The organism is Xylophilus sp. PBN-3R, from assembly GCF_057747805.1.
The window spans coordinates 3,880,149-3,904,207 of record NZ_CM173225.1 but is presented as its reverse complement, the minus strand read 5'-3'; the positions used below and the strand labels follow the sequence as shown (position 1 = coordinate 3,904,207).

At 66.1% G+C, this 24,059-nt stretch carries 24 protein-coding genes and 1 tRNA gene; 14 read left to right on the top strand and 11 right to left on the bottom strand.

Features of this window, described 5'->3' with window-relative positions; genetic code table 11:
• Positions 1 to 4 precede the first annotated feature (4 nt).
• Both AC3ANW_RS18620 and AC3ANW_RS18615 read left to right on the top strand, forming a co-directional pair.
• The gene (locus tag AC3ANW_RS18620; RefSeq protein ID WP_488342320.1) at positions 5 to 1,162 is read left to right on the top strand and encodes an acyl-CoA dehydrogenase family protein; all 1,158 of its coding nucleotides are present in this window, start codon (positions 5 to 7) and stop codon (positions 1,160 to 1,162) included.
• Between the two features lie 35 nt (positions 1,163 to 1,197).
• Positions 1,198 to 1,274 (top strand) — tRNA-Ile (locus AC3ANW_RS18615).
• Positions 1,275 to 1,291: 17 nt separating this feature from the next.
• On the opposite strand, the gene AC3ANW_RS18610 is transcribed toward AC3ANW_RS18615, so the two are convergent.
• Positions 1,292 to 1,624, bottom strand: coding sequence for a hypothetical protein (locus tag AC3ANW_RS18610; protein ID WP_488342319.1), 333 nt, complete (start codon positions 1,622 to 1,624; stop codon positions 1,292 to 1,294).
• 182 nt (positions 1,625 to 1,806) lie between these two features.
• Between AC3ANW_RS18610 and AC3ANW_RS18605 the strand changes: the two genes are divergently transcribed.
• Entirely contained in the window at positions 1,807 to 2,139 is a 333-nt protein-coding gene (locus AC3ANW_RS18605; protein WP_488342318.1) for a hypothetical protein, read from the top strand.
• Positions 2,140 to 2,275: 136 nt separating this feature from the next.
• Here AC3ANW_RS18605 and AC3ANW_RS18600 read toward each other — a convergent pair whose 3' ends face one another.
• The 4 genes from AC3ANW_RS18600 to AC3ANW_RS18585 all read right to left on the bottom strand — a co-directional run bounded on the left by AC3ANW_RS18600 (position 2,276) and on the right by AC3ANW_RS18585 (position 5,485).
• Complete coding sequence (locus AC3ANW_RS18600; protein ID WP_488342317.1) at positions 2,276 to 2,929, bottom strand: hypothetical protein; 654 nt, start codon at positions 2,927 to 2,929, stop codon at positions 2,276 to 2,278.
• Positions 2,926 to 3,189: a hypothetical protein gene (locus AC3ANW_RS18595; RefSeq protein ID WP_488342316.1), complete on the bottom strand. Its 264-nt coding sequence runs from the start codon at positions 3,187 to 3,189 to the stop codon at positions 2,926 to 2,928. Before AC3ANW_RS18595 ends, AC3ANW_RS18600 begins: the two co-directional genes overlap by 4 nt.
• A gap of 68 nt (positions 3,190 to 3,257) precedes the next feature.
• Positions 3,258 to 4,253 carry a hypothetical protein gene (locus AC3ANW_RS18590; protein WP_488342315.1) on the bottom strand — a complete coding sequence of 332 codons (996 nt, stop codon included), beginning with the start codon at positions 4,251 to 4,253 and terminating at the stop codon, positions 3,258 to 3,260.
• A 278-nt stretch (positions 4,254 to 4,531) separates the two neighbouring features.
• A complete protein-coding gene (locus AC3ANW_RS18585) occupies positions 4,532 to 5,485 on the bottom strand; it encodes a LysR family transcriptional regulator (RefSeq protein ID WP_488342314.1) in 954 nt (317 codons plus the stop codon).
• A 72-nt stretch (positions 5,486 to 5,557) separates the two neighbouring features.
• Here AC3ANW_RS18585 and AC3ANW_RS18580 point away from each other — a divergent pair, with 72 nt between their 5' ends.
• Genes AC3ANW_RS18580 through AC3ANW_RS18565 form a run of 4 tightly spaced genes read left to right on the top strand, consistent with a single transcriptional unit; the run spans position 5,558 to position 8,796 of the window.
• Positions 5,558 to 6,232: an HAD family hydrolase gene (locus AC3ANW_RS18580; RefSeq protein ID WP_488342313.1), complete on the top strand. Its 675-nt coding sequence runs from the start codon at positions 5,558 to 5,560 to the stop codon at positions 6,230 to 6,232.
• 30 nt (positions 6,233 to 6,262) lie between these two features.
• Positions 6,263 to 7,249 carry a tripartite tricarboxylate transporter substrate-binding protein gene (locus AC3ANW_RS18575; protein WP_488342312.1) on the top strand — a complete coding sequence of 329 codons (987 nt, stop codon included), beginning with the start codon at positions 6,263 to 6,265 and terminating at the stop codon, positions 7,247 to 7,249.
• Positions 7,250 to 7,271: 22 nt separating this feature from the next.
• Positions 7,272 to 8,408, top strand: a complete 1,137-nt coding sequence (locus tag AC3ANW_RS18570; protein ID WP_488342311.1) for a DSD1 family PLP-dependent enzyme — start codon at positions 7,272 to 7,274, stop codon at positions 8,406 to 8,408.
• Positions 8,398 to 8,796, top strand: coding sequence for a RidA family protein (locus tag AC3ANW_RS18565; protein WP_488342310.1), 399 nt, complete (start codon positions 8,398 to 8,400; stop codon positions 8,794 to 8,796). Before AC3ANW_RS18570 ends, AC3ANW_RS18565 begins: the two co-directional genes overlap by 11 nt.
• A gap of 30 nt (positions 8,797 to 8,826) precedes the next feature.
• Here the strand turns inward: AC3ANW_RS18565 and AC3ANW_RS18560 are convergent, their stop codons facing one another.
• Complete coding sequence (locus AC3ANW_RS18560; RefSeq protein ID WP_488342309.1) at positions 8,827 to 9,897, bottom strand: flavodoxin family protein; 1,071 nt, start codon at positions 9,895 to 9,897, stop codon at positions 8,827 to 8,829.
• Positions 9,898 to 10,074: 177 nt separating this feature from the next.
• On the opposite strand from AC3ANW_RS18560, the gene AC3ANW_RS18555 reads away from it, so the two are divergent.
• Positions 10,075 to 11,172 carry an NAD(P)-dependent alcohol dehydrogenase gene (locus AC3ANW_RS18555; RefSeq protein WP_488342308.1) on the top strand — a complete coding sequence of 366 codons (1,098 nt, stop codon included), beginning with the start codon at positions 10,075 to 10,077 and terminating at the stop codon, positions 11,170 to 11,172.
• Between the two features lie 110 nt (positions 11,173 to 11,282).
• The gene (locus tag AC3ANW_RS18550) at positions 11,283 to 13,718 is read left to right on the top strand and encodes a membrane-bound PQQ-dependent dehydrogenase, glucose/quinate/shikimate family (RefSeq protein ID WP_488342307.1); all 2,436 of its coding nucleotides are present in this window, start codon (positions 11,283 to 11,285) and stop codon (positions 13,716 to 13,718) included.
• Here the strand turns inward: AC3ANW_RS18550 and AC3ANW_RS18545 are convergent.
• The 5 genes from AC3ANW_RS18545 to AC3ANW_RS18525 are packed head-to-tail and all read right to left on the bottom strand — an operon-like array spanning position 13,700 to position 19,615.
• Entirely contained in the window at positions 13,700 to 14,650 is a 951-nt protein-coding gene (locus AC3ANW_RS18545) for a D-2-hydroxyacid dehydrogenase family protein (RefSeq protein ID WP_488342306.1), read from the bottom strand. The two genes, AC3ANW_RS18550 and AC3ANW_RS18545, sit on opposite strands and share 19 nt — an antisense overlap.
• A gap of 11 nt (positions 14,651 to 14,661) precedes the next feature.
• Positions 14,662 to 15,648: a Bug family tripartite tricarboxylate transporter substrate binding protein gene (locus AC3ANW_RS18540; protein WP_488342305.1), complete on the bottom strand. Its 987-nt coding sequence runs from the start codon at positions 15,646 to 15,648 to the stop codon at positions 14,662 to 14,664.
• Between the two features lie 30 nt (positions 15,649 to 15,678).
• A complete protein-coding gene (locus AC3ANW_RS18535; protein WP_488342304.1) occupies positions 15,679 to 17,778 on the bottom strand; it encodes an acetate--CoA ligase family protein in 2,100 nt (699 codons plus the stop codon).
• On the bottom strand, positions 17,775 to 18,593 hold the full coding sequence (locus AC3ANW_RS18530) for an enoyl-CoA hydratase/isomerase family protein (protein WP_488342303.1): 819 nt from the start codon (positions 18,591 to 18,593) through the stop codon (positions 17,775 to 17,777). The genes AC3ANW_RS18535 and AC3ANW_RS18530 overlap by 4 nt, the downstream gene beginning before the upstream one ends.
• 11 nt (positions 18,594 to 18,604) lie before the next feature.
• On the bottom strand, positions 18,605 to 19,615 hold the full coding sequence (locus tag AC3ANW_RS18525) for a tripartite tricarboxylate transporter substrate binding protein (protein WP_488342302.1): 1,011 nt from the start codon (positions 19,613 to 19,615) through the stop codon (positions 18,605 to 18,607).
• A gap of 104 nt (positions 19,616 to 19,719) precedes the next feature.
• Here AC3ANW_RS18525 and AC3ANW_RS18520 point away from each other — a divergent pair, with 104 nt between their 5' ends.
• From AC3ANW_RS18520 to catC, 5 genes are all read left to right on the top strand, one after another.
• On the top strand, positions 19,720 to 20,469 hold the full coding sequence (locus AC3ANW_RS18520; protein WP_488342301.1) for an IclR family transcriptional regulator: 750 nt from the start codon (positions 19,720 to 19,722) through the stop codon (positions 20,467 to 20,469).
• 81 nt (positions 20,470 to 20,550) lie between these two features.
• Complete coding sequence (locus AC3ANW_RS18515) at positions 20,551 to 21,294, top strand: IclR family transcriptional regulator (RefSeq protein ID WP_488342300.1); 744 nt, start codon at positions 20,551 to 20,553, stop codon at positions 21,292 to 21,294.
• A gap of 21 nt (positions 21,295 to 21,315) precedes the next feature.
• Positions 21,316 to 22,365 carry a cyclase family protein gene (locus tag AC3ANW_RS18510; protein WP_488342299.1) on the top strand — a complete coding sequence of 350 codons (1,050 nt, stop codon included), beginning with the start codon at positions 21,316 to 21,318 and terminating at the stop codon, positions 22,363 to 22,365.
• 32 nt (positions 22,366 to 22,397) lie between these two features.
• Entirely contained in the window at positions 22,398 to 23,735 is a 1,338-nt protein-coding gene (locus AC3ANW_RS18505) for a short-chain fatty acid transporter (RefSeq protein WP_488342298.1), read from the top strand.
• Between the two features lie 31 nt (positions 23,736 to 23,766).
• Positions 23,767 to 24,051, top strand: coding sequence for a muconolactone Delta-isomerase (catC, locus tag AC3ANW_RS18500; RefSeq protein WP_488342297.1), 285 nt, complete (start codon positions 23,767 to 23,769; stop codon positions 24,049 to 24,051).
• Positions 24,052 to 24,059 lie beyond the last annotated feature (8 nt).

Below are 24,059 nucleotides of genomic sequence, written 5' to 3'. Positions count from 1 at the left end.
AGCCATGCACGACCCATTGCTGACAGAAGAACAACGCATGGTGCGCGACATGGCGCGTGACTTCGCCCGCGGCGAAGTCGCCCCGCGGGCCGAAGCCTGGGCGCAGGCCGGCTGGATCGACGAAACCGTTGTCGCGCAGATGGGACAGCTCGGCCTGCTGGGCATGGTGGTGCCCGAAGAACACGGCGGCTCCTTCACCGATTACACCGCCTACGCGCTGGCGGTCGAGGAAATCTCCGCCGCCGACGGCGCGCTGGGCGCCCTGATGAGCGTGCACAACTCGGTCGGCTGCGGCCCGGTCCTGCGGTACGGCAGCGATGCACAAAAAGCCGAATGGCTGGGCAAACTCGCCGTCGGCGAAGCCATCGCGTGTTTTTGCCTGACAGAACCCCAGGCCGGTTCAGAGGCCCACAACCTCAAGACCCGGGCGGTGCTGAAGGACGGCCGCTGGGTGCTGAACGGCGCCAAGCAATTCGTCACCAACGGCAAACGCGCGCACCTGGCCATCGTCTTCGCGGTCACCGACCCCGAAGCCGGCAAGAAGGGCATATCGGCCTTCCTGGTGCCTACCGACGAGCCCGGTTTCATCGTCCAGCGGGTCGAACACAAGATGGGCATCCGCGCATCCGATACCTGTGCCATCGCGCTCGACGACTGCACCGTGCCGGCCGACGCGATGCTGGGCGAACGCGGCCGGGGACTGGCCATTGCGCTCTCCAACCTGGAAGGCGGCCGCATCGGCATCGCCGCCCAGGCGGTGGGCATCGCACGTGCCGCGTTCGAGAAAGCGTTGGCCTATTCCCGCGAACGCCAACAGTTCGGCAAGGCCATCGGCGAACACCAGAGCATCGCCAACATGCTGGCCGACATGCATACACGCATCAACGCAGCCCGGCTGCTGGTGCTGCATGCGGCGCAGTTGCGAACGGCGGGACTGCCTTGTTTGTCGGAAGCGTCTCAGGCCAAGTTGTTCGCATCGGAAATGGCCGAAAAGGTGTGTTCGCACGCCATCCAGATCCACGGCGGCTACGGCTACCTGGAGGACTACGGCGTGGAGCGTTATTACCGCGATGCCCGCATCACCCAGATCTACGAAGGCAGCAGCGAGATCCAGCGCCTGGTCATCGCTCGCAGCCTGCAGGACTACGACATCGCCGCCTGAGGCCGGGTCGGAGGATGTGATAATCGAAGGCTGGCGGGCCGTTAGCTCAGTTGGTTAGAGCAGAGGACTCATAATCCTTTGGTCGACAGTTCAAGTCTGTCACGGCCTACCAAATTCTTCATCTGCGTCCTAGCGAGCCGAATCGGGTTCCTCGACGAATTCGGCGGTGATCCTGTCTTCTGCAACCCGGGCCTTGTTCATCGGGTCATCGCTGCCGCCACTGATGTGCCAGGCTTTGTCTGTCATTCCGTCTCTTGTCGCAGTAAACGACAGACGAACGAAGACGTTTTCTTCGAAGGCATTCCACACGCCACGGTAAACCAGCTCGCCTGACGAGTTGTCGAATCCGCTTTCGCTGTCCGGGCTGGAAAACTCGTCCGCCGGAAACGTCAAGGCGAGTTCATCATTCGTGCCCCTGAGGGTGTACGTGATAACGACGAAACCGCTTAATTCGATGTGCATGGCTTCTCCTTTTTTTGGACGGGGCCTCAGTGTCCCCGCCATTCACGCCGGTTCGGTGAGCCGTCAGGCAATCTTTTCGTCAGCCATATGCTCTGAAAGACAGGGGGAGAAAACTTCAATCGCAGAGATAGCCGCGGCATATCGGCGATTGGAATTTGGCCTACGCGTCAAGGCTCCGCGGCTTGGCAATCTCTGCCTCCACAAAAGGAGGTATCGAAGTGGCTGCCGGCACATTCCCCGTGATTCTGGAAACGTTCGACGCAGTCGGCCAGAGCCGTCGCGCGCCGCACGTTCGGCTTGTCGATGGTCAAGGTCTGCCCGTTGATATGCGGGTCGATTGCTGCACGCAGATGCGAAATTCGCAGCCGGTCGGCAGCCTGTTCGAGGTAGAGGTGAGGCTGGCGCCGAGGCAGGCCGGCTTCGCCCTGTATGCGCCTCGGTTTGCTGCATTCGAAGTGTTGTCGAAGGCCGAGGCCAATAGGCGCATTTCAGAGCGGGGCCCCATCCGGTGGTAGCCCTCCGGTTCACCTCGTAAGGCCGACACGAGCCTTGTTCACATGAAAAGCGGCGCGAAGCGGTGGTGCCGACGTTCAGCCATTCCGAAATCGTTCGACTCCGGCGAGCACTGAATGCCGCCCCCGCCTGGCCTGATCAGCTGAAGGCGCCCAGCAGTGCGGGGTCGCGCACCCGACCGTCGAAACCCTGCCGCGCACGGGTTCCGAACAGCGCCTTGTCCTGCGGGTCGACCGGCTTGCCGTCCTTGTCGTGGTCCATTTCCACCAGCAGCGAATGTGGGTGGTAGGCCAGGGCGTTTTGCTGCCGGGCGACCAGGGTCAGTTCTGTGTCGCCGTAATGCCGGGCATAGCCGGGGTGGAACAGGGCGCCGCCGTACAGCGGCGTCAACCAGCTGCGCCGCACCAGGCCGAAGGCTGCCAGCTGGCCGAACCACTTTCCGTCGTTGAAGGCCAACAGGCTGGCGTCGGGATTCTGCTGCAGCGCCTCCAGCGCGAACCGCAGCCAGTAGCGGCCTGCAAAGGCGTCTTCGGCGCAATAGATGACAAACGCGCCCCGGCTGTGGCGGATGGCGGTGTTCCATATTTCCACCGGGCCGCCGGCCACGTCGTCCTGCACCGCCAGTATCTGCAGCGGTGCGGCTGCACGGCTGACCATGAGTTCGGCGGCGCGCCGGGCGGCGGCGCGGCGCAGCCAGGGCAGCACGGCGATGACGGGCGCATCCAGCACACATTCGCCTGCGGCGGCCTGCTGCCGAAGTCGCGACAGCCTGGTCCAGCGGATGGCGCTCATCGCCCCTGCCATTCCAGCAACTGGCAGGCCAGCCCTTCGTGGTGGTCGAAACGTCCGGCGCCGACATGGCCGACGCAATGCCGCTCGCACATCAGGCCACCGGCAGGACGGCGGTGGGTGACGATGTGTTTGCCCAGCAGCCGCAATTCGATGGCGGTCAGGCCCATGGCATACGGCGTGGTGTCGACAAACGCGGCGTTGGTTTCGCGCAGGGTCTGCAGGTATTCGGGATGGTTGGCGGGGATGATGAACTCGGCCACGTCCGTCAGGCTGCCCAGCCGTGCCTGCGCGGCGTGGCGTGTGCCCTCATGGCGCCAGCGCTGGTCGATCAGCAGCAGGCGGCGGGGCTTGAGTCGTTGCAGGGCGGTAGCGGTGGCGGCGCTGATCTTGGCAGGGTTGGAAACCAGGCAAACACACCGGCTTCGGGCCGGCCTGCCGGTGCTGGTGGCCCGGCGGTGGCGGCTGCCAGGTCGGGTGCGTAGGGCGGCGCGGTGTAGCTCACATAGCCGTGCCGGGCCAGCAGCAGTGGTTCGGCGTACAGACCTTCGGCATCGATGGGCGTCTGGCGGCGGTCGGTGATGAAACCGTCGAAACACGCCAGCCCGGTGGTGAGCGACTGGCCGCCCACCCATTTCCATTGGCGTCGGGCGGGGCGGCCGGCGACTGCGGCCAAGGCGCCGGGGTCGGTCCAGCCGCCGAGGTCGATCAGGGTGTCCAGGTCGGCCGCGACCATCAGCCGGTGCAGGGTGGCGGTGTCGAGGCCGGCGCAGGCGAGCCAGCGGTGGGCGATGCCCTTGAAGCCGGCCTGTGCCCAGTCGGCCTTGGAGCCCCGGTCGAAAAAGATGAGGTCGGCCTTGCGCGCCAGGGCGGTGAGCGCACCCAGCGTCAGGAAACCCACGGGCGATGCGCAAAACTGGCTGGCCACGAGGCCGATGCGCAACCGGCTGCCTGCCGGCCTGATGCTGTGTACACGCGGCGGATCGGGGTGCTGCAGCGTGGCGGCGAGGTCGGCAAACCCCTGGGCGATGTGACGCCGGTCGCGTTTGCCGTCGTACAGGTCGGCGACCAGGCCGGCCAGCGTGGCTTCGAGCGCGAGTTCAGGATTTGCCCGGGCGGCCATTTGCAGCGAGGCGGCGGCGGCGCGGGCATCACCGAAGGCGTTCAGCTGAAGGTCGGCCAGCTCGGCCAGGGCGGCGGCCCTCATCGCAGCGGGCAGCTCCTTGTCGGCCAACGCGGTGTTCAAGCATTCGGCGTGGCGGTCGGACTGGCCCAGGCGCTTGTGCGACTGGGCGCTGGTGAGGGTGTCGCGCAAGGCCGGGTTCAACGGGATTCCAGCTCTGGTGGCGGGTCGGGACCGGCACCGGTATACGTTCGGATGGAAAAGGTGACAGCCGCGAGTATTTGCTCGCAGACACTGTTCCGATCCACCGGAACGGCCCAGGTGACGGGCCCTAACGCACTAGCGCGAATTCGAACAGCGCCAGCAACGCTGCCCAGCCGCGTTCGGCGGAGGCAGGTCGCGTCGGCATAGGTTTCGGTGCGGTGTTTCGAACCGGCCCGGTGCAAAACGTTCCGGCTGACAGGCCGCCACGGTGGTGAGGTTCATGGTTTTTCCCCGTCGCTCGATGCCTGCAGCGCGCTGGCTGTCCGGGGGGCGCCTCGACCGCCCGCGGTTTCCAGCAGAAAGGCCACCAGCGCCTGCGCCCGCGCGCTGCGTCCCTTGCGGGTCGGCACCAGCACCACGACGGGCGCGCTGCCGAAATCCCAGTCGGCCATCACCCGCTGGAGCCGGCCGGCTGCGATGGCGGCTTCCGCATCCCATTGCGAGCGCAGCACCAGGCCCAGGCCGTCTTCCGCCCAGGCACGGGCCACGCTGCCATCGTTGGTCACGAAGGCCGGGTTGATGCGCAGGGTTTCGTTTCTGCGTGTGGCGCTGCCGACCGGGCGCATGTGCCACAGCGTCACGTCCTCGTCGTTCTCGCGGATGCAGATGCACGAGTGGTAGGCCAGGTCGGCCGGGCTACCGGGTGTGCCGTGTTCGCGCAGATAGGCCGGGCCGGCGCACAGCCAGCGGTCGTTGGTCGCCAGGGTGTGGCCGACCCAGGATGAGTCGCGCACCGCGCCCACATGCACCACCGCGTCGGAGTCGTGCTGGTCGGGCCAGGGTGTTTCGCGCAGGTCCAGCTGCAGCCGCAGGGCCGGATGCAGCCGCGAGAAACGCGCCAGCAGCGGCGCGACATGGGTACGGCCGTATCCAAAGGGCGCGGCGATGCGCAGGGTTCCGGTCAGGCGCTTGTCGTCGCGCTGGAGCGATTCGCGCAGGCCGTCGAACTTCAGCAGCAACTCGTACGCCTCGCGGCCGAAACGTTCGCCCTCGGATGTCAGTTGCAGCTTGCGTGCGGTGCGGTTGGCCAGCACCAAGCCCAGCGAGGCTTCGAGCTTGCGCAGCCGCATCGACAAGGCGGGCGGCGTGACACCCAGCGAACGCGCCGCGGCGCTAAGCGAGCTTTCGCGCAGCAGGGCGGCGGCCAGGCGGAGGTCTTCTATCTGCATCATTCAGCGCAGCTTAACCATTGATGACCAAAGAGTGAACTACACGATGGGCCGGCCGGACCTAGAGTCGAGGCCATGCAAAACACCTCGACTCCCCTCGCGACGGCCGACGCTTATCCCCGCGCCGTGTTGTTCGACCTTCTCACGGCGCTGCTCGATTCATGGACCGTGTGGAACGCTGCCGCCGGTTCGGAGCAGATGGGCCGCACCTGGCGTGCCGAATACCTGCGGCTGACCTACGGCTGCGGTGCCTACGTCCCTTACGAGGAACTGGTGCGCCAAGCTGCTTCGACGGTGGGGCTGCCGGCGAGCGCACCGCAGGCGCTGGACGACCTTTGGGATGAACTGCCGGCCTGGAGCGGCGCCACGGAACTCCTGCGGGCGCTGAAGCCGCATTGCAGGCTGGCGGTGGTGACCAACTGCTCGCAGCGTCTGGGTGAACGTGCCGCGGCGCGGCTGGGCATCGACTGGGACGTGGTGGTGACGTCGGAAGAAGCGGGTTTCTACAAGCCCGATCCGCGCCCCTACCGGCTGGCGCTGGCGCGGCTGGATGTCGCGCCCGACCAGGCGGCCTTCGTGGCCGGCTCGGGCTACGACGTGTTCGGCACCAGCGCGGTCGGCCTGCGCACTTATTGGCACAACCGGGTCGGCCTGGCCCGGCCAAAGGGCGCGCCCGCCGCGGAACTCGAATCGCCCACGCTCGACGCCGCATTGCCCTGGCTGCGCGGTTTCATGGCGACAGCCGCCTGAACGTTCCGAATCGATCCCGAAGACCCGACCATGCTCCGCATCTATCCCTTCATCGCCGCCCTCGCTGCCGTGTTCGCCGCACTGACGACGCCGCTCGCCCACGCGCAGCCGGCCTGGCCCGTCCGTCCGATCACGCTGATCGTGCCCTTTCCGCCCGGCGGCCCCAGCGACGCGCTGGCCCGTGGCGTGGCGCACAAGATGGCCGCCGACCTGGGCCAGCCCATCGTCGTGGAAAACCTCGGTGGGGCCAACGGCGTCATCGGCCTGGGCAAGGCGATGAAAGCCGCGCCCGACGGCTACACCATCGCCTTCGGCGGCATCGGCACCCATGTCGCCAACCTCGCCCTGTACAAGAAGCTGGCCTACGACCCGGTGGCCGACTTCGCACCCATCGGCCCAGCGGGTTCGGCGCCGATGCTGCTGCTGGCCCGGGCCGACCTGCCGGCCGCCAACATGCGCGAGTTCATCGCCTGGCTGGGCAGGAACAAGGACAAGGCTTCCTACGGAAGCGCCGGTGTCGGCTCCATCTCGCATTACGGCTGCGTCCTGCTGCTGTCCGCCATCGGCCAGAACACCACCCACGTGCCCTACAAGGGCGTGGCCCCGGCCATGAACGATCTGATGGCAGGCCAGACCGACTTCATGTGCGACCAGACCACCACCGCGCTGCCGCAGATCGCCGGCGGTCGCATCAAGGCAGTCGCCGTGCTGTCGGGTTCGCGGCTGGCGCAATTGCCGAACACCGGCACCGCCGCCGAGGCGGGTCTGCCGCTGGACATCCGTTCCTGGAACGCCTTCTTCGCGCCGCGGGCCACGCCGCAGCCGGTGATGGCGCGGCTGACCAACGCCCTGCAGCACGCGGTTGCCGACCCGGCATTGCGCAAGCAGATGGACAACCTGGGCGTGGGCCTGCCGACCGTCGCCGAAACCACGCCTGCAACAGTGTCGGCACTCATTGCGCGAGGCATTCGCGACGATGTGCCCGCGCTGAAGGCCAAGGGCGAATACCTCGACTGAACCTGACCGATCCAACCGAAAAATGCAGAACACCCTCCTGACCCTGGACACCCCGGCGGCCGTCGTCTCGATGCCCCGCATGCAAGGCAACATCGAACGCATGCAACGCCAGGCCGACGCCCTGGGCGTGCGCTTCCGACCGCACGTCAAGACCACCAAATGCGCCGAAGTCGTCGCCGCGCAGTGCGCAGCGGGCGCGACCGGCATCACGGTTTCCACACTGAAAGAGGCAGACCGGTTCTTCGGCCACGGCGTGACCGACATCCTCTACGCCGTCGGCATGGCGCCGCACCGCCTCGGCCATGCGCTGGATTTGCGCCGGAGCGGCTGTGCGCTGCAGATCCTCACCGACAGCGTGGAGGGCGCACGGGCCATCGCCGACTACGGCCGCGCCCACGACCATGTTTTCGAAGTGCTGATCGAGATCGACACCGACGGCCACCGTTCCGGCATCAAACCCGGCGAGCCCGCCTTGCTGGAAGTCGGCCGTGTGCTGCACGAAGGCGGCATGCGGCTGGCCGGCGTGCTGACCCATGCCGGCTCGAGCTATGAACTGAACGACCCGGCCGCCATCGCCGCGCTGGCCGAACAGGAACGCGCAGGCTGCGTGCTGGCCGCCGAACGCCTGCGCGCGGCCGGCCTGCCATGCGCCGTGGTCTCGGTGGGCTCCACGCCGACCGCGCTGGAAGTCGCCTCGCTCGAAGGGGTGACCGAATTGCGTGCCGGCGTCTATGTCTTCTTCGATCTGGTGATGCACAACGTGGGTGTCTGCAGCACCGACCAGATCGCGCTGAGCGTGCTGACCACCGTCATAGGTCACCAGGCCGACAAGGGCTGGGCCATCGTCGATGCCGGCTGGATGGCGATGAGCCGCGACCGGGGTACATCGAAGCAGTCGCATGACTACGGCTATGGCCAGGTCTGCACGCTGGACGGCACACCGCTGGAGGGATATGTGCTGACCGGTGCAAACCAGGAACACGGAATCCTGTCGCTCGACAACGGCGTGGATCACGACATCGTCGCCCGCTTCCCGACCGGCACCCGGTTGCGCATACTGCCCAACCATGCCTGCGCCACCGGTGCGCAGTTCTCGGCATACGCAGCACTTGCCGCCGATGGCACGGTGCAGACCTGGGAGCGTTTCCATGGCTGGTGACAACAAGTCCGTCCCGATCCATCTTCAGGTGCCGGCGCTGGCGAAACCAGGCGGTCACTACAGCCATGCCGCGGGGGGCGGCGGGCTGGTATTCGTTTCCGGGCAATTGCCCATCACGCCTGCTGGCGAACGGCTGGTGAACGCGAGCTTCGAGGAACAGGTGTCACAGGTCCTGTCCAACCTCGAGGCAGCCTTGCTGGCGGCGGGCTCGGGCATCGACCGATTGCTCGAGGTGCGTGTCTATGTGGACGACATCCACCACTGGCCATCCTTCGACAGGCTCTATGAAAAGTGGGCCGGCGCATCACGCCCGGCCCGCGCCGTGGTGCCGACCGCGGCCCTGCATTTCGGCTTCAAGGTCGAGGTGGAAGCGACGGCGCTGGCGTGAGCCGCGATCCCCGATCCGTAAGCCGGCTGCCTATTTGGCGCGCGGATTCTTCAGGCCGTCACCCGGCACGGAGAGTTTGCCGGCGCGCAGCAGCGAGACGGCAGTGCTGACGGTGCGGGCCACGTTTCGCACTTCTTCCTGGGTCCTGGTATCGGCATCCAGCGTGTCGTGGCTGTTGTAGTAGGGCTCGAAATATCCGATGTAGCGGTCGAGCCTGGCGTAATGGCCCGCATCGACCAGGCCCATCCAGTCGAGCCAGTCGTTCAGGTTGCGGCGGTGCACCTCGATGCCCGCCACATCGCCGTGCGTGACCACGCCGTACACCCGGCCGGCCAGGTGTTTGGGGTAGTCCCAGCCTTTTGCTTCGATGGCCTTGGCCTCTGCGGCTTTCTTGCCGTGGGTGCTGCTGGGGTCGGGATTGCCGCCGTCGGCGCAGACCAGACGGTCGATCATGGCCTTGAGCGGCGTCGGCGACTGGTACCAGTAGGTCGGCGCGATCACGATGACGCCGTGCGCGGAGACCCAGCGTTCGTAGATCTCGTCCATCCAGTCCTCGGCCTGACCTAGCGAATGGTTGGGGTAACAGCTGCAAGGCCAGTGGCACAGCGGCATGGCGGTGGAGGCGCAACCCTTGCAGGGGTGGATATTGCGGCCGTATTCGGAGGTGACCACACTCAGGTCGAGCATGTCGCATTCCTGACCGGCGGCTTGGACCACCTCGCGGATCAGCTTGGAGAGGCGCCAGGTCTTGGAGATCTCGCCGGGGCAGGTGCCGTCGTTGCGGGCGCTGCCGTTGACCACCAGCACCCGGCTGCGTGTCGATGGTTGCGACCAGCGTTGCTGCGCCCGTTTCAGTTTTTCGCTGGTGGCCCGCCATTCGACGGAAAGGTCGTAGTCCGGGTCGGAAAATCCGGGGCCGGCCTTCGCCGTCACCGGGCTCTTGCGGCCTTCGTGATACGCGTCCCAGGCGATGTCTTCGAGCCGCCCGACGGCTTCGGCTTCCCCGGCAAAGGCCGGGTCGTAGAACTTGCGCCGGAAACGTTCTCCGAAGGCTGTGCGATCCAGTTTTTCTCCGGCCTGGCCGGTGCGGACTTCGGTCATATTTTTCTTTCTTGGAATGGGGAATTTGTAGCCAGCGGCCCTGTCGCGCGGCGAAGCCTCGCCACCCGACAGGCCGTCCGACAGGTCCGACGGCACACGTCGGATTTGACTCACGCCGCGTCCGGCACCGGCTGCCCAATCTGCGTCCTTTGCAAAAATTCTTCAAAGGAACAGACCGTGATCAAGTCCCATGGATACGCCGCCAAACACTCGTTCAGCAGCCTGAAGCTTTTTGATTTCGAACGTGAGGAGGCGGGCGCGGACGAGGTCGAGATCGCGGTCATGTTTTGCGGTGTCTGCCACTCGGACATCCACCAGGTGAAGAACGAATGGTCCAACACCGTCTACCCCTGCATGCCGGGTCACGAGGTAGTGGGAAAGGTCACCAAGGTCGGTGCTTCGGTCACGCGCCACCGGGTCGGCGACCTGGTGGGGGTGGGCTGCATGATCGACAGCTGCCGCAGCTGCCCCGCCTGCAAGGCCGGATTCCAGAACTATTGCGAAGGTCCGAACAGCTGGCTCGCCACCTACAACGGCCCGATGGTGCCAGCCAAGAAAGCGCCCACCGGCGACAACATGTACGGCCGCGACAACACCATGGGCGGCTACTCGGACACGCTGGTGGTGAAGGAAGACTTCGTGTTGAAGATCCCGGCCGCCCTCCGCCCGGAGGTCGCCGCGCCCATCCTGTGTGCCGGCGTCACCACCTATTCGCCGCTGCGCCACTGGAACGTGAAGGCCGGCGACAAGGTCGGCGTGCTGGGCTTCGGCGGCCTGGGCCATATGGTGGTGAAGATCGCCAAGGCGATGGGCGCAGACGTCACCGTCTTCACCAGCACCAGGGAAAAGCTGGACGAAGCCGCCCGCCTGGGTGTCACGGGCGTGATGGAAGACGATGAAAAGACCCTGGCGACCCTCAAGGCGAGCTTCGATTTCATTTTGTCGACCGTGCCGGAAAAACACGACGTCAACCCCTTCGTCGAACTGCTGAAGCGCGACAAGACGCTCACCGCTGTCGGCGCGCTGGAGCCTTTGAAACCCATCAACAACATGGAGACCGCGATGCACCGCAAGTCGGTCGCGGGCTCGCTCATCGGCAGCATCGCCGAGACCCAGGAGGTGCTCGACTTCTGCGCCGAACACGGCATCGGGCCGGACATCGAGGTGATCTCCATCCAGCAGGTGAACGATGCCTACAAGAAGGTCGAGGACGGTGATGTGCGGTTCCGCTACGTCATCGACATGGCGACCTTGCAGGATGACCTGAAGTCCTGATCGCCGCGCCTTTTTCAGCAGTGAACCTGCCCAGGCCAAGCAACGACAACCGTAAAACCTAGGGAATATACTTATATAACATCATCAAAAAAAGATTGCCGAGCCACCTAATGTCTGCAAACCCTCCATCCTCATCCCGATCCCCATCGACTGCGCCGCGCTGGCCCGCGGTGGTCCTGGGCCTCATATTGATCCTGGTCGGCCTTGCGCTCGCAGGTGGCGGCGTGATGCTGATCGCTGCGGCAGGCAGCTGGTATTACCTGGTGATGGGGCTGGCGCTGATCGTGGCGGGTGTGCAGATGGTGCGGGGCAGCGCCTCGGCATTGGCCATCTATTTGCTGGCGTTCATCGGCACGGCGGCCTGGGCGTGGTCAGAAGCCGGGGCCGATTTCTGGGCGTTGCACGCACGCCTATTCAGTTTTGCCGGCCTGCTGTTGCTGGTGTTGCTGGTGCAGCCGAGCTTGCGCAGACGTGCTGCGATGGCACCCCGCACCGGACTGTTCATGGGGCTTTCGGCGGTGACGGCCGTCGGTTTGGCGGCCACGGTGGTCGGCATGTTCATGCCTCACGGCCTGCACCGGTCGACGGTGGCTTCGGGCCAGGTGCCGGTGACACCGCAGACCTCGGCGAAGGACTGGTCGCATTACGGCAATGGCCCGGGCGGAGACCGGTTCGGCGCACTGGACCAGATCAACCGCAGCAACGTCGACAAACTCACCGTCGCCTGGACCTATCGCACCGGCGACGTGCCCGAGTCCGACGGCAACGGCGCCGAAGACCAGCTGACACCGCTTCAGATCGGTTCCACCGTGTTCGTCTGCACGCCGCACAACAACGTGATCGCCGTGGATGCCGACACCGGCGCCGAGAAGTGGAAGCGTGTCATCAACGCGCAGTCCAAGGTGTGGATGCGCTGCCGCGGCCTGGCCTACTTCGATGCGGCCCAGCCGCTGGTCCAGCCCACCGGCCCCGGCAGCAGCCAGGTGATGCCGGCGGTGGTGGCGGCCGGTGCGGCGTGCCAGCGCCGCATCCTGATGAACACCATCACAGGAGACCTGGTGGCGCTGGATGCCGACACCGGCGAGTTCTGCCGCGACTTCGGCCGTGACGGCCATGTCGACCTGAAGGAAGGCCTGGGCGACGCGCCTGACCCGCTGTGGGTGCCGACCTCCGCACCGACGCTGGCGGGCACCACGGTGGTGGTGGGCGGACGGGTTTCGGACAACGTCGCGATGGACATGCCGGGCGGCGTGGTGCGCGGTTTCGACGTCATCACCGGCAAGCTGCGCTGGGCCTTCGACCCCGGCAACCCTGACGACAAGAACGCGCCGGCCGACGGCAAGACCTACACCCGGTCCACACCCAATGTGTGGGCATCGATGTCATATGACCCGGCACTGAACACCGTCTTCATGCCGACCGGCAGCGCCGCCATCGACCTGTGGGGCGCAAAACGCACCGAACTGGACCACAGGTTCGGCGCATCCATGCTGGCGGTGGATGCCACCACCGGCGTGCAGCGCTGGGTGTACCAGACGGTGCACAACGACCTGTGGGATTTCGACGTGCCCATGCAGCCGACGTTCTTCGACTTCAAGAAGCCTGACGGCAGCAAGGTGCCTGCGCTGGTGTTCGGCACCAAGGCCGGCCAGCTGTATGTGCTGGAACGCGCCACCGGCAAACCGCTGACCGAAGTCATCGAGAAGCCGGTGAAGGGCGCGACCATCCCTAACGAACCCTATTCGCCCACCCAACCGCTATCGGTCGGCATGCCGCAGATCGGCGCGCAGACCCTGACCGAAGCCGACATGTGGGGCGCCACGCCGTTCGACCAGCTGGCCTGCCGCATCGCCTTCAAGGGCATGCGCTACGACGGCCTGTACACGGCACCCGACACCGACAAGTCGTTGAGCTTCCCGGGTTCGCTGGGCGGCCTGAACTGGGGCGGCCTGTCCATCGACCCGACCACCAACACCCTCTACATCAACGACATGCGCCTGGGCCTGTGGGTGCGCATGGTGGCGCAGAAAAGCGATGCTCCCGCCTCCGACGGTGGCGAGGCCGTCAACGCCGGCATGGGTGCGGTGCCGCTGAAGGGCACGCCGTATTCGGTGGTGAAGGACCGTTTCATGTCTCCGCTGGGCATCCCCTGCCAGAAGCCGCCTTTCGGTTCGCTCACCGCCGTCAGCCTGGACACCCAGAAGGTGGCCTGGGAAGTGCCGCTGGGCACCATCGGCGACTCGGTGCTGCACGGCGTGAAGCTGGCCCTGCCGATTCCCGTCGGCATGCCGACCATCGGCGGCTCTCTGACCACCCAGGGCGGCCTGGTGTTCTTCGCCGCCACGCAGGACTTCTACCTGCGCGCCTTCGACAGCGGCAACGGCAAGGAGCTTTGGAAAGCCCGCCTGCCGGTGGGCAGCCAGGGCACGCCCATCACCTACAAGTCGCCGAAGACCGGCAGGCAGTACGTGCTGATCTCGGCCGGCGGCGCCCGCCAGTCGGCTGCACGCGGCGACTATGTCGTCGCCTACAAGCTGCCGGACTGAAGCTGGCCCGCCGCGAAGCGGTTGATGTTGTCGAAGGCGATGCCGAAGTAACGTTCGTAGTTGTCCTTCTCGACATAACCGATGTGCGGCGTGCAGAGGGCGTTGGGCAGACGCAGCAGCGGGTGCCCCTGCCCCAGCACCGGCTCCTGTTCGTAGACATCCACCGCCGCGAAACCCGGGCGGCCACGTTGCAGGGCCTGTTCCAGCGCGCCATGTTCGATCAGTTCGGCACGGCTGGTGTTGACCAGCAGGGCGGTGGGTTTCATGCAGCCCAGGTCGGCTGCGGTGAGCAGGCCGGTGGTGTCGGGGTTCAGCCGGACATGCAGGCTGATGACATCGCTCTGCCCGAAGAAAACCTCGCGCGAGGGCGCCACCTCGAAACCATCGGCCAGTGCAGCCGCAGTCGATGCACTGCGGCCCCACACCCAGACCTTCATGCCGAACACCCGGCCGTAGGCGGCGACCTGCCGTCCGATGCGGCCGTAGCTCCACACGCCCAGGCGCTGGCCGCCCATCTGCTGGCCGAGATGGCGCTGCCATTGCCCGGCGCGCATGGCAGCGACTTCTTCGACCAGGTGCCGCCGGCTGGCCAGCGCCAGCGTCCAGGCCAGTTCTGCCGTCGCGGAGCCCGCGCCGCTGCCTTCTGCCACCGCCACGCCGTGCTCGGCACAGGCTTGCAGGTCCACGTGGCCGGCCAGCTTGCCGGTCTGGCTGATGAGTTTCAGCCGTGGCAGCCGGGCCAGCAGCGCCGCGTCGATGCGGGTCCGTTCGCGGGTCAGCACGATGGCGTCGGCAGCGGCGAAACGTTCGGCCAGCGCGTCGGTGCCGGTAACGGTGTCGTTGTAGATCACCACCTCGTGGCCGGACAGCCGGGTGAAGCAGTCCAGGTGGCGCACACAGTCCTGGTAATCGTCGGGGATCACGATTCGCATGTCGGTTCCCCCTATTCCAGCCGGATGTTCAGCTGTTCGACGGTGCGTTTCCACAGCGTCAGGTCATTGCGCACCAGGGTCGTGAACTCGGCGGGCGGCTGGCCGCCGGGTTCTATGCCCTGGGCCTTGAAGATGTCGCGCACCTCGTCGGTTTCCAGCGCCTTCTTCACCTCCGCGTAGAGCTTGTTCAAGACGGGCTCGGGTGTTCCGGCACGCGCCATCAGGCCGTACCAGCCGTGCACGTCGAAACCCGGGTAACCCTGTTCCGCGACCGTCGGCACGTCCGGCAGGCCGGCGAACCGCCTGGCCGGTGCCACCGCGATGGCACGCAGCTTGCCGGCCTTGATCTGCGGCAGCGCGGTGCTCATGTCGAGAAACATGAACTGGATCTGCCCGCCCAGCAGGTCCTGCACCGCCGGACCCGCGCCACGGTAGGGCACATGGGTGACCTGCAGTCCGGCCCGTTGTGCGAACAGGGCGGCGCCCAGGTGGGCCGAGGTTCCGTTGCCGGACGATCCGTACGACAGGCTGCCCGGTCTGGCCTTGGCCAGCGCCACCAGCGCGGGCAGGGTGGTCGCCTCGAAATCGGGCCGCACCACCACTGCGTGCGGTATGTAGCCGACCACGGTCAGGGGCGCGAAATCCCGCAGGGTGTCGAACGGATAGTTCGGCATCAGCGCCGGGTTGGTGACGGCCAGGATGGAGGGGAACACCAGCGTGTAGCCGTCGGCCGGCTGGCGGGTGATTTCTCCCATGCCGATGACACCGCCGCCGCCGGGCTTGTTGTCGACGATGACCGGCTGCCCCAGCGCCGCCGACATGTTCTTGCCGATGGTGCGGGCCATCAGGTCGGTCGGGCCGCCGGGGGTGAAGGGCACCACGATGCGGATGGGTTTCGACGGAAATTCGTTCGCGGCGCGGGCCGCGAAGGGCAGGGCCATGGTGGCGGCCAGCGCGGTGTTGAAGCCGCGCCGGGACAGCAGGTTTCGGGTTTGCATCTGTCTTGTCTCCTTCTTGTTTTTCCGGCCTCAGTTCGCCAGCACCGCGACGCCGTCCGCAGCCCGCACGCCCCTGCCTTGCGGCAGCACGAAGAGCGGGTTGATCTCGGCCTCGACCAGGCGGTCGCCGAGCGTGGCCGCCATCTGCGAGAACCGCACGATGGCGGTGACCAGGGCTTCCACGTCCGCTCGCGGGCGGCCGCGATAGCCGTCGAGCAGCGGCCAGGTCTTCAGCTCGCGCAGCATCTGCCGGGCGGTCTCGGGGCCGAGCCCGCCGGACGGCAGCATGCGCAGGGTGGTGTCCTGCAGCAGCTCGGCGGTGACGCCGCCCATGCCCAGCAGCACCGCGCAGCCGAGAGGATCCCGGTGGAAACCCAGGATCATCTCGACCCCGCCGCCGACCATTTCCTGCACCAGGAAACGCTGCGGCCGACTGCCGGCGCGGGCCTCTACATCGGCCGCCATCTGCAGCAGCCGGTCACCGACCAGATCGGCGGCGATGCCGACCGCCACGCCGCCGACATCGCTCTTGTGGGTGATGTCGGCCGAGAGGATCTTCAGCACCACCGGGCCGCCGAGTTCGTGTGCCGCCCGGGTGGCGGATTCGGCATCCGTCACCACCCGCTCGGCGGCGCAGTCGATGCCGAAATGGGCGAACAGCTGTTTGGCCTGCGCTTCGTCCAGCGAGCCTTTCGGCAGATCGGCGGGGAGGGCGGTGCCGGGCAGTTCCTTCGAGCTTGGCGGCTTGGCGCCTGCGGTGTCTACGGTGGCAAGCATCGCTGCGAATGCGCCGGTGCAGCTCTCAGGCGCCAGGAAGGCCGGCACGCCGCGCCGGTTCAGCAGGCTGGCGATGCCGGGTGCATGCGGGCTGACGTAGACCAGCAGAGGTTTGTCGCTGGCCGGCAGGCTTTCGTGGATGGCGTCGGCCATCAGGTCCGGCATCGCCAGGCCGGATGAACCGACGATGACCACCGTGGCGTCGTAGCCATCACTGGCCAGCAGCGTGCTGATGGCGCCACGCAGCAGCGCCGGCTGCAGGCCGGCCAGGGTGACGTCGATGGGGTTGCGGTCCAGCACCGCATGGTTGCCCGACTGCAGTGCACGCAGCGCGGCGGCGGTGGGCTCGTCCGGTGGCGGCGTCTCGAAACCGCCGGTGCCCAGGCTGTCGGCCACCAGCGTTCCGGCGCCGCCGGTGGAGGTCAGCACGGCGATGCGGCGCCCCTTCAGGCGGCGGCCGGTGGCCAGGGCGGCGGGCAGGTCGAGCAGGTCGGCGAAAGTCTGGGCGCGCACCACGCCGACCTCGCGGAACAGCGCTTCGTACATGCGGTCGGCACCGGCCAGCGCGCCGGTGTGCGACACGGCGGCGGCGGCACCCGATTCGGACCGGCCGATCTTGAAGACGACCACCGGTTTGCCCCGCTCCGCCGCCTTGCGGGCAGCGGCGCGGAACTTGTCCGGGTTGCGCAGGCCCTCCATGTAGAGGGCGATCACCGATGTCGCTTCGTCGTCGGCCAGGTGGTCGACGAAATCGGCCATGTCCAGGTCGACCTCGTTGCTGGTCGAGACCAGCTTGGACAGCCCGATGCCGCGCGCCGCGGCACGCGACAGCAGGGCGCCCAGGATGCCGCCGCTCTGCGACACCACACCGATGCGGCCGGCCTGGAAACCGTCCATCTCCAGCGCGCCGCTGGCCGACAGGGTGATGTTGTCGGTGAGGTTCACCAGGCCGATGGTGTTGGGACCCAGCAGCCGCATGTCGCCGGCGGCCTGCAGCAGCTGTTGCTGGCGCGCCGCGCCTTCCGGGCCGACTTCCGCATAACCGCTGGCCAGCACGATGGCGGCGCGGGTGCCGCGTGCCGCCAGGTCGCGCACGGCTTCATGGGCCCGCTCTGCGCCGAGCAGAACGATGCCTACGTCGGGCGATTCGGGCAGCGAGGCGATGTCGGCATAACTCTTCAGCCCGCCGATGGTGTCGGCGCGCGGATTGACCGGATAGATGGCACCTGCAAAACCGTGTTTGGCGAGGTAGGCCACAGGCCGGCCGGCGGTTTTGGTGGGGTCGGCCGATGCGCCGATCACCGCCACGCTGCGGGGACGGAGCAGGGTGCCGATGGCGTCGTCGGTTTTCATGCGCGGCCTTCCTTGCGTGCCGGGTCGAGGAACGCCAGCACCGATGCCCGGTGTTCGGCCGAGGTGTAGCAGATGCCCTGCGCCTGGCTGCCCATGCCGAACACCTGGTCGGCGGTCAGTTCGAAGGTCTGGTTGAGGATGGACTTGCCCAGCGCCAGCGCGGTAACCGATCCCTGCGAGAGCTCGCGGGCCCACGCCTGGGCATCGGCCAGCAGCGTGTCGGCCGGGCTCAGCCGGTCGGCGATACCGAGCCTGAGCGCCTCTTCGGGCTCGACCTTGCGGCCGCTGAAGATCAGTTCCTTGGCCCGCGCCAGGCCGACCCGGCGCGGCAGGAAATACATGCCGCCGCCGTCCGGGATCAGCCCGCGCCTGATGTAGCTCCAGGTGAAGCTGGAGGCATCGGAAGCCAGCACGAAATCGCAGGCCAGGGCCATGTCGGCACCGAGTCCGTTGGCACCGCCGTTGACTGCCGCTATCACCGGTTTGGGCATGTCGTGCAGCAGCGCGACCGAGCGGTGCACCCGCTGCTGCCGGGTCCAGCCCTTGAAGCCGACTTCGCCCGGCGGGGCATCCATGCGGCGCTGCATGCCGGCCACGTCGCCGCCGGCACAGAAGCCCTTGCCGGCGCCGGTCAGCACCACGGCACGCACGGCGCTATCGGCGGTGACCTGCTCCAGCGCGGCGATGAAATCGCTGCGCATGTCGTCGGTGATGGCGTTGCGTTTGTCGGGTCGGTTGAGGGTGATGGTGGCGATGCCGCCGTCGACCTGCAGGTCGATCAGCGAGGCGGGCGAAGAGGGGTTGGCGCTGTTCATGGGGTTCTTTCTCAGTCGGATGTGATGTGGTTGTCCTGCACCACCGGGCGCCAGCGCTTTTCTTCTGCGCGCACGTAGCGGTCGAGCTCTTCGGGTGTGCCGACATTGACGGCCAGGCCCTCGGCCTGTGTCTGCTTCAGGAACGCGGGGCTGCGGGCGGCCTCGCGCACTGCGGCGTTCAGCCGGTCGATGACCGGCCGGGGCGTGCCGGCCGGCGCATACAGGCCGTACCAGCTTTCGGCGGCATAACCGGGCACACCGGCTTCGGCCATGGTCGGAACGTTGGGGAAGGCGGGCGAGCGCCGGGCGGTGGTCACGGCCAGCGCACGCAGCTTGCCGGCACCGATGAAGGACTGCGCCGAACTGGCGGTGGCGAACATCATGTTCACCTGGCCGCCCAGCAGGTCGGTCAGTGCCGGGCCGGAGCCGCGGTAGGGCACGTGGGTGAGGTCGAGCTTGTCCAGGCTCTTGAACAACTCGCCGGACAGGTGGGCCGAGGTGCCGTTGCCCATCGACGCGAAAGTCAGCTTGCCGGGGTTGGCCTTGGCGGCGGCGACCAGGTCGGCCAGGGTCTTCCAGGGAGCGTCGGCGCGCACCACGAGCACGTTGGGCGACACACCGACGAAGGCGACCGGCGCGAACGCCTTGTCGGTGTCGAAGGGCATCTTCGCCTGCATGCTGGGGTTCACGGCATGGGCGAAGGTCGACATCACCAGCGTGTAGCCGTCGGGCGCACTCTTGGCCACGAATTCGCTGCCGATGAGGGTGCCGGCGCCGGGTTTGTTGTCGACCACCACCGGCTGGCCCAGCGCGACCGCCATGCCCTGGCCGAGGGTGCGGGCCACGGCGTCGGTGCCGCCGCCGGGTGCGAAGGGAACCACCACCCGCAAGGGCTTGTCGGGGAAGGCGGCGCGGGCCGGGAAGGTGAGCAGTGCGGCGCAGGCCAGCGGCACCAAAAGCAGGGCGGACAGGTGGCGGCCGAGGCGCTGCCACCGCGTCCTGGAAGGCGCGGTCGATTGCATGTCTTGTCTCTCTTTGTTGGATTGCCTCCAGCTTAGGTTCGATACTCCGGGGCCGCATCCCCCCAATTCCACCTGGTGGAAACAGACGCTGGAGAAGAACCCGCATGCCCGCCGACCTGAATCGATCCCTGGAACGTGGTGTCGAAATCCTTCGGGCCTTCCGGCCCGGTTCCACGCTGCTGGGCAACAGCGAACTGGCCGAGCGCACCGGCCTGGCACCGGCCACCGTCAGCCGGCTCACCAGGACGCTGGTCGGATCCGGCCTGTTGGAGCACGTGCCGGCCGCCCGCGCCTATCGGTTGGCCGTGCCGGTGCTCAGCCTGGCGCACGCCATGCACAGCGGATCGGAACTGCTGCAACAGGCCGCGCCACGCATGCGGCAACTGGCCGAGAAACTGCGCATCAACGTCGGCCTGGCAAGGGCCGACCGGGCCGAGATGGTCTACCTGGAATCCATCCGCTACAACCGCCGCGCGTCCTTGCGCAAGGTGGTGAGCGGGCAGCGGGTACCGGTCGAGCTGACCTCGCTCGGCCGGGCATGGCTGGCGGTGGCGGCACCCGATGCACGGCAGCGCCTGTTTGATGAACTGGCGGTGCGCCGCCACGACTGGCCGCAACTGCTTCCGGACATCGAGAAAGCCATCGCCCATGTGCATTCGACCGGCTGGTGCGCCGCTTCATGGCAGCCGGAAATCGTCGCGCTCGCCATGCCGCTGCGGCTGGATGGCGAGGCGGGCCACGCGCTGAACGTCAGTGTCTCGACCAGCCAGCCGGTGGGCGATGTGGCGGAAGAGCTGGGTGGCCCGCTGCTTCGCCTGGGCCACGACATCGAACAGCTGATGGCGTCGCGGTAGCGGGCTGCGGGGCGGGACGGGACTCGGTGTTTACCCTGAATCCTCTTGTGCCCCGGTTATCAACCTGTCGACAATCCTGTCATGGATGTGAAAACGGCAGCACGGGTCTTCGACGTGATCAACCTCTTCGCGGAGGTGCGCCAACCCATGATCTACAGCGAGATCGCCCGCCGCACCGAAATTCCGCTGTCCAGTTGCCACGCCCTCCTGCAGACCATGGTGGCCAAGGGCTGGCTCTACGCGCCGGGCGTGAAGGCGGGTTATTACCCCACCCAGCGCCTGCTGCATGTGGCTCGCGACATCTGCGCGGAAGACCCGCTGACCCTGCTGTTCCAGCCCCTGCTGACCGCCCTGCGCGATGCCACCGGCGAGACGGCGGCCCTGGCCGCGCTGGCCGGCGACCGGGTCGTCTACCTCGACGTGATGGAGTCGCGCCAGAAGATCCGCTACAGCGACGAACCCGGCGGTTTCATGGCGCTGCACGCCAGTGCTGCGGGCAAGGCGCTGCTGGGTGCGCTGGCGCCCGCCGCCCGCAAGAAACTGCTGGATGCCGCCGAGCCCTTCAGCGCCGCGACCGACGGGTCGGTGGTCGTGCGGGCTGAACTGGAAGCCGAAGTAGCCCGGGGCGCGATGCTCGGCTGGCACCGTTCCGGCGGCGAAGCGGTCGAAGACGTGGCAGGTTTTGCCAAAGGTTTCCTGATCCACGGAGAACCCTTCGCGCTGGTGATCGGCGGGCCCAAGGCGCGGCTTCTGAAAAACGAAACCCAGGCAGTCGCCGCGCTGACGGAAGTCTTCCGTCAGATACCCGCCGCGTTGCTCGAATAAACAGAACGGAGATCAAGCGCCATGCGTTGGAAGAACCGGCCGGAAGGCTCGAACTGGGGCGACTTCGGCGCCGACGACCAACTGGGACGGCCCAACCTGATCGGTGCCGAACAGGTGCTGAAAGGTGCGCGGGAGATTCGCGCCGGCCTGAGTTTCTGCCTGTCGTTGCCGCTGGATTATCCGGGCGACAGCAAGTTGAATGTGCGCCGCCATCCACCGGTATTGCGACCGACCACCAGGGACGGGTTTTCATACGTCAACTTTCCATTTGCACGACTGCAGGAAAACGCCACCGATGTGGTGAGCGACGACCAGGTATTGCTCAGCCTGCAATATTCGACTCAGTGGGATGCTCTGGCCCATGTCGGCGCTTTGTTCGATGCCGACGGCGACGGCGAGGCAGAAAGCGTCTATTACAACGGTTTCAAGGCAAATGCCGATATCGTCGGGCCTGTCGAATACGACGCAGCAGACAGCTACAAGCCGTTTTCATGCGGCCACGAACACAGCCGGGCCGATGCGCTGTCGATCGAAAACCTGGCGGTGAAGGGGATGCAGGGCCGTGGCGTATTGATCGACCTTTTTGCACACCATGGCCGTGAATTCCGCACCGTCGGTTATGACGACCTGATGTTCGCCATCGAAAAAGACAAGGTCGAAATCGAACGCGGCGACATGCTGGTGCTGCGCACCGGTTTTGCCGAAATGGTGCTGGAGATGCAGCGCCATCCGGACGAAGCCATATTGAGCAGCCACTGCAGCGCACTCGACGGTCGCGACGAACACCTGCTGCGGTGGATTACCGATTCGGGCATCGCCGCATTGGCCGCGGACAACTATGCGGTCGAGCGTTACCCTGCCAGACCGGGTGTCGGCGAGCATTATCCGTTGATGCCGCTGCACCACCATTGCCTTTTCAAGCTCGGTTTGCCGCTGGGTGAATTGTGGTATCTGCGGGATCTGGCCCGGTGGCTGCGCGCAAATGACCGCTCGCATTTCATGCTGACCGCGCCGCCCTTGCGTTTGCCCGGCGCCATGGGTTCACCCGTCACGCCGATTGCAACGGTCTGACCGGCAAGAGATTTTCCAAGGGGACTTTGACAATGCAAAAAATAACAGGCTTTTTTACCGAGTTGATGCGCAAGTATCTGCCCGACCCTTTCGTGTTCGCCATCGGCCTCACGCTGCTGACGCTGGCTCTGGCCGTACTGGTCGAGGGCCAGGGCGTGGTGGCATTGACCACCGCATGGGGCAAGGGTTTCTGGACCCTGCTGGCATTCACCACACAGATGGCGGTCATTCTCACCATGGGTTATGTGCTGGCCACCGCGCCGCTGACCGAGCGCTTGCTGGACCGCATCGTCGACAAGGTGCATGAACCGCGTATGGCGATCATCGTGGCGACGCTGGTCGGCGGAATCGGCAGCTATCTGAACTGGGGATTCGGCCTGGTCATCGGCGGCATCGTCGCCCGCAAGCTGGCGCTGCGGGTGAAGGGTGTGCATTACCCGCTGATCATCGCCTCGGCCTATAGCGGCTTCACTCTTTATGGACTGGGTCTGTCGGCGAGCATTCCGGTGCTGATCTCCACCAAGGGCCATCCCCTGGAAGCGCAGATGGGCGTGATTCCGCTCAGCGAAACCATTTTCTCGCCCACCATGCTGGTGACTGCTTTGGTGGTGCTGATTACCTTGCCGCTGCTGAATGCGTGGCTGCACCCGAAACCGGGCCAGCCGGTGAAGGAAATCGACCCGGCGCTGGAGGACACCCAGCCGGTGAAATTGGCCGCATCGACCGATGAAGATATTGCCGACCGCAAGACGATTGCCCACAAACTGAATAACAGCCGCATTCTCAGCGGGTTGATCGGCTTGATGGGCCTGGTTTATGTGGTCATTTTTTTCCGAGCCGGCGGCTCGATGGATTTGAACCTGATCAACTTCATCATCCTTTTCCTGGGCATTATCCTGCTGGGCACACCCATTGCCTATGTCGAGAAGCTCAATGAAGGCATCAAGACCATCGGCGGCATCATCCTGCAGTATCCGTTTTACGCCGGCATCATGGCCATCATGGCGGCGTCCGGCCTGGTGGAAACGCTGTCGCATTATTTTGTGCAGGTCGCAACGCCCGGCACGCTGCCTTTCTGGGGCCTGATCAGTTCGTTTGTCATCAACTTCTTCGCGCCGTCGGCCGGCGGTCACTGGGTGATACAGGGCCCCTTCATGATCGAGGCGGCCAAATCGATCGGTGCATCGGTCGGACATACAGCCACCGCGGTCATGCTGGGTAATGCCTGGAACGACCTGATCCAGCCTTTCTGGATTCTGCCGGCGCTGGCCCTTTCCAAACTCAAGCTGAAGGACATCATGGGTTATACCGTGATCATGATGTTCTGGATCGGCATCGTCTATACGGTCGCCGTGCTGGCCTGGGGTTGACCCGTCATTATTTAACCTGGAGATGAAGAATATGCTGTTTCTGGTTCACATGATTGTGCAGATTCCCCTGGATGCCGACGCCGGAATGGTGACGAAACTCAAGGCCGATGAAAAGGCCATGTCGCAGAAACTGCAGCAGGAAGGCAAATGGCGCCACCTGTGGCGCGTGGCCGGCCAATATGCCAACTACAGCGTCCTCGACGTCGAATCCAACGACGCATTGCACGACCTGCTGATCGCACTGCCGCTGTATCCGTACATGGCGATTACCGTGACGCCACTGGCTCAGCATCCTTCGGCCATCGCGCAGAACTGAAGGTCGAC

Coding starts and splice junctions, on each gene's coding strand:
- AC3ANW_RS18620 (WP_488342320.1), top strand. CDS start 5: ATGCACGACCCATTGCTGACAGAAGAACAACGCATGGTGCGCGACATG.
- AC3ANW_RS18610 (WP_488342319.1), bottom strand. CDS start 1,624: ATGCACATCGAATTAAGCGGTTTCGTCGTTATCACGTACACCCTCAGG.
- AC3ANW_RS18600 (WP_488342317.1), bottom strand. CDS start 2,929: ATGAGCGCCATCCGCTGGACCAGGCTGTCGCGACTTCGGCAGCAGGCC.
- AC3ANW_RS18585 (WP_488342314.1), bottom strand. CDS start 5,485: ATGATGCAGATAGAAGACCTCCGCCTGGCCGCCGCCCTGCTGCGCGAA.
- AC3ANW_RS18580 (WP_488342313.1), top strand. CDS start 5,558: ATGCAAAACACCTCGACTCCCCTCGCGACGGCCGACGCTTATCCCCGC.
- AC3ANW_RS18575 (WP_488342312.1), top strand. CDS start 6,263: ATGCTCCGCATCTATCCCTTCATCGCCGCCCTCGCTGCCGTGTTCGCC.
- AC3ANW_RS18570 (WP_488342311.1), top strand. CDS start 7,272: ATGCAGAACACCCTCCTGACCCTGGACACCCCGGCGGCCGTCGTCTCG.
- AC3ANW_RS18565 (WP_488342310.1), top strand. CDS start 8,398: ATGGCTGGTGACAACAAGTCCGTCCCGATCCATCTTCAGGTGCCGGCG.
- AC3ANW_RS18560 (WP_488342309.1), bottom strand. CDS start 9,897: ATGACCGAAGTCCGCACCGGCCAGGCCGGAGAAAAACTGGATCGCACA.
- AC3ANW_RS18550 (WP_488342307.1), top strand. CDS start 11,283: ATGTCTGCAAACCCTCCATCCTCATCCCGATCCCCATCGACTGCGCCG.
- AC3ANW_RS18545 (WP_488342306.1), bottom strand. CDS start 14,650: ATGCGAATCGTGATCCCCGACGATTACCAGGACTGTGTGCGCCACCTG.
- AC3ANW_RS18540 (WP_488342305.1), bottom strand. CDS start 15,648: ATGCAAACCCGAAACCTGCTGTCCCGGCGCGGCTTCAACACCGCGCTG.
- AC3ANW_RS18535 (WP_488342304.1), bottom strand. CDS start 17,778: ATGAAAACCGACGACGCCATCGGCACCCTGCTCCGTCCCCGCAGCGTG.
- AC3ANW_RS18530 (WP_488342303.1), bottom strand. CDS start 18,593: ATGAACAGCGCCAACCCCTCTTCGCCCGCCTCGCTGATCGACCTGCAG.
- AC3ANW_RS18525 (WP_488342302.1), bottom strand. CDS start 19,615: ATGCAATCGACCGCGCCTTCCAGGACGCGGTGGCAGCGCCTCGGCCGC.
- AC3ANW_RS18520 (WP_488342301.1), top strand. CDS start 19,720: ATGCCCGCCGACCTGAATCGATCCCTGGAACGTGGTGTCGAAATCCTT.
- AC3ANW_RS18515 (WP_488342300.1), top strand. CDS start 20,551: ATGGATGTGAAAACGGCAGCACGGGTCTTCGACGTGATCAACCTCTTC.
- AC3ANW_RS18510 (WP_488342299.1), top strand. CDS start 21,316: ATGCGTTGGAAGAACCGGCCGGAAGGCTCGAACTGGGGCGACTTCGGC.
- AC3ANW_RS18505 (WP_488342298.1), top strand. CDS start 22,398: ATGCAAAAAATAACAGGCTTTTTTACCGAGTTGATGCGCAAGTATCTG.
- catC (WP_488342297.1), top strand. CDS start 23,767: ATGCTGTTTCTGGTTCACATGATTGTGCAGATTCCCCTGGATGCCGAC.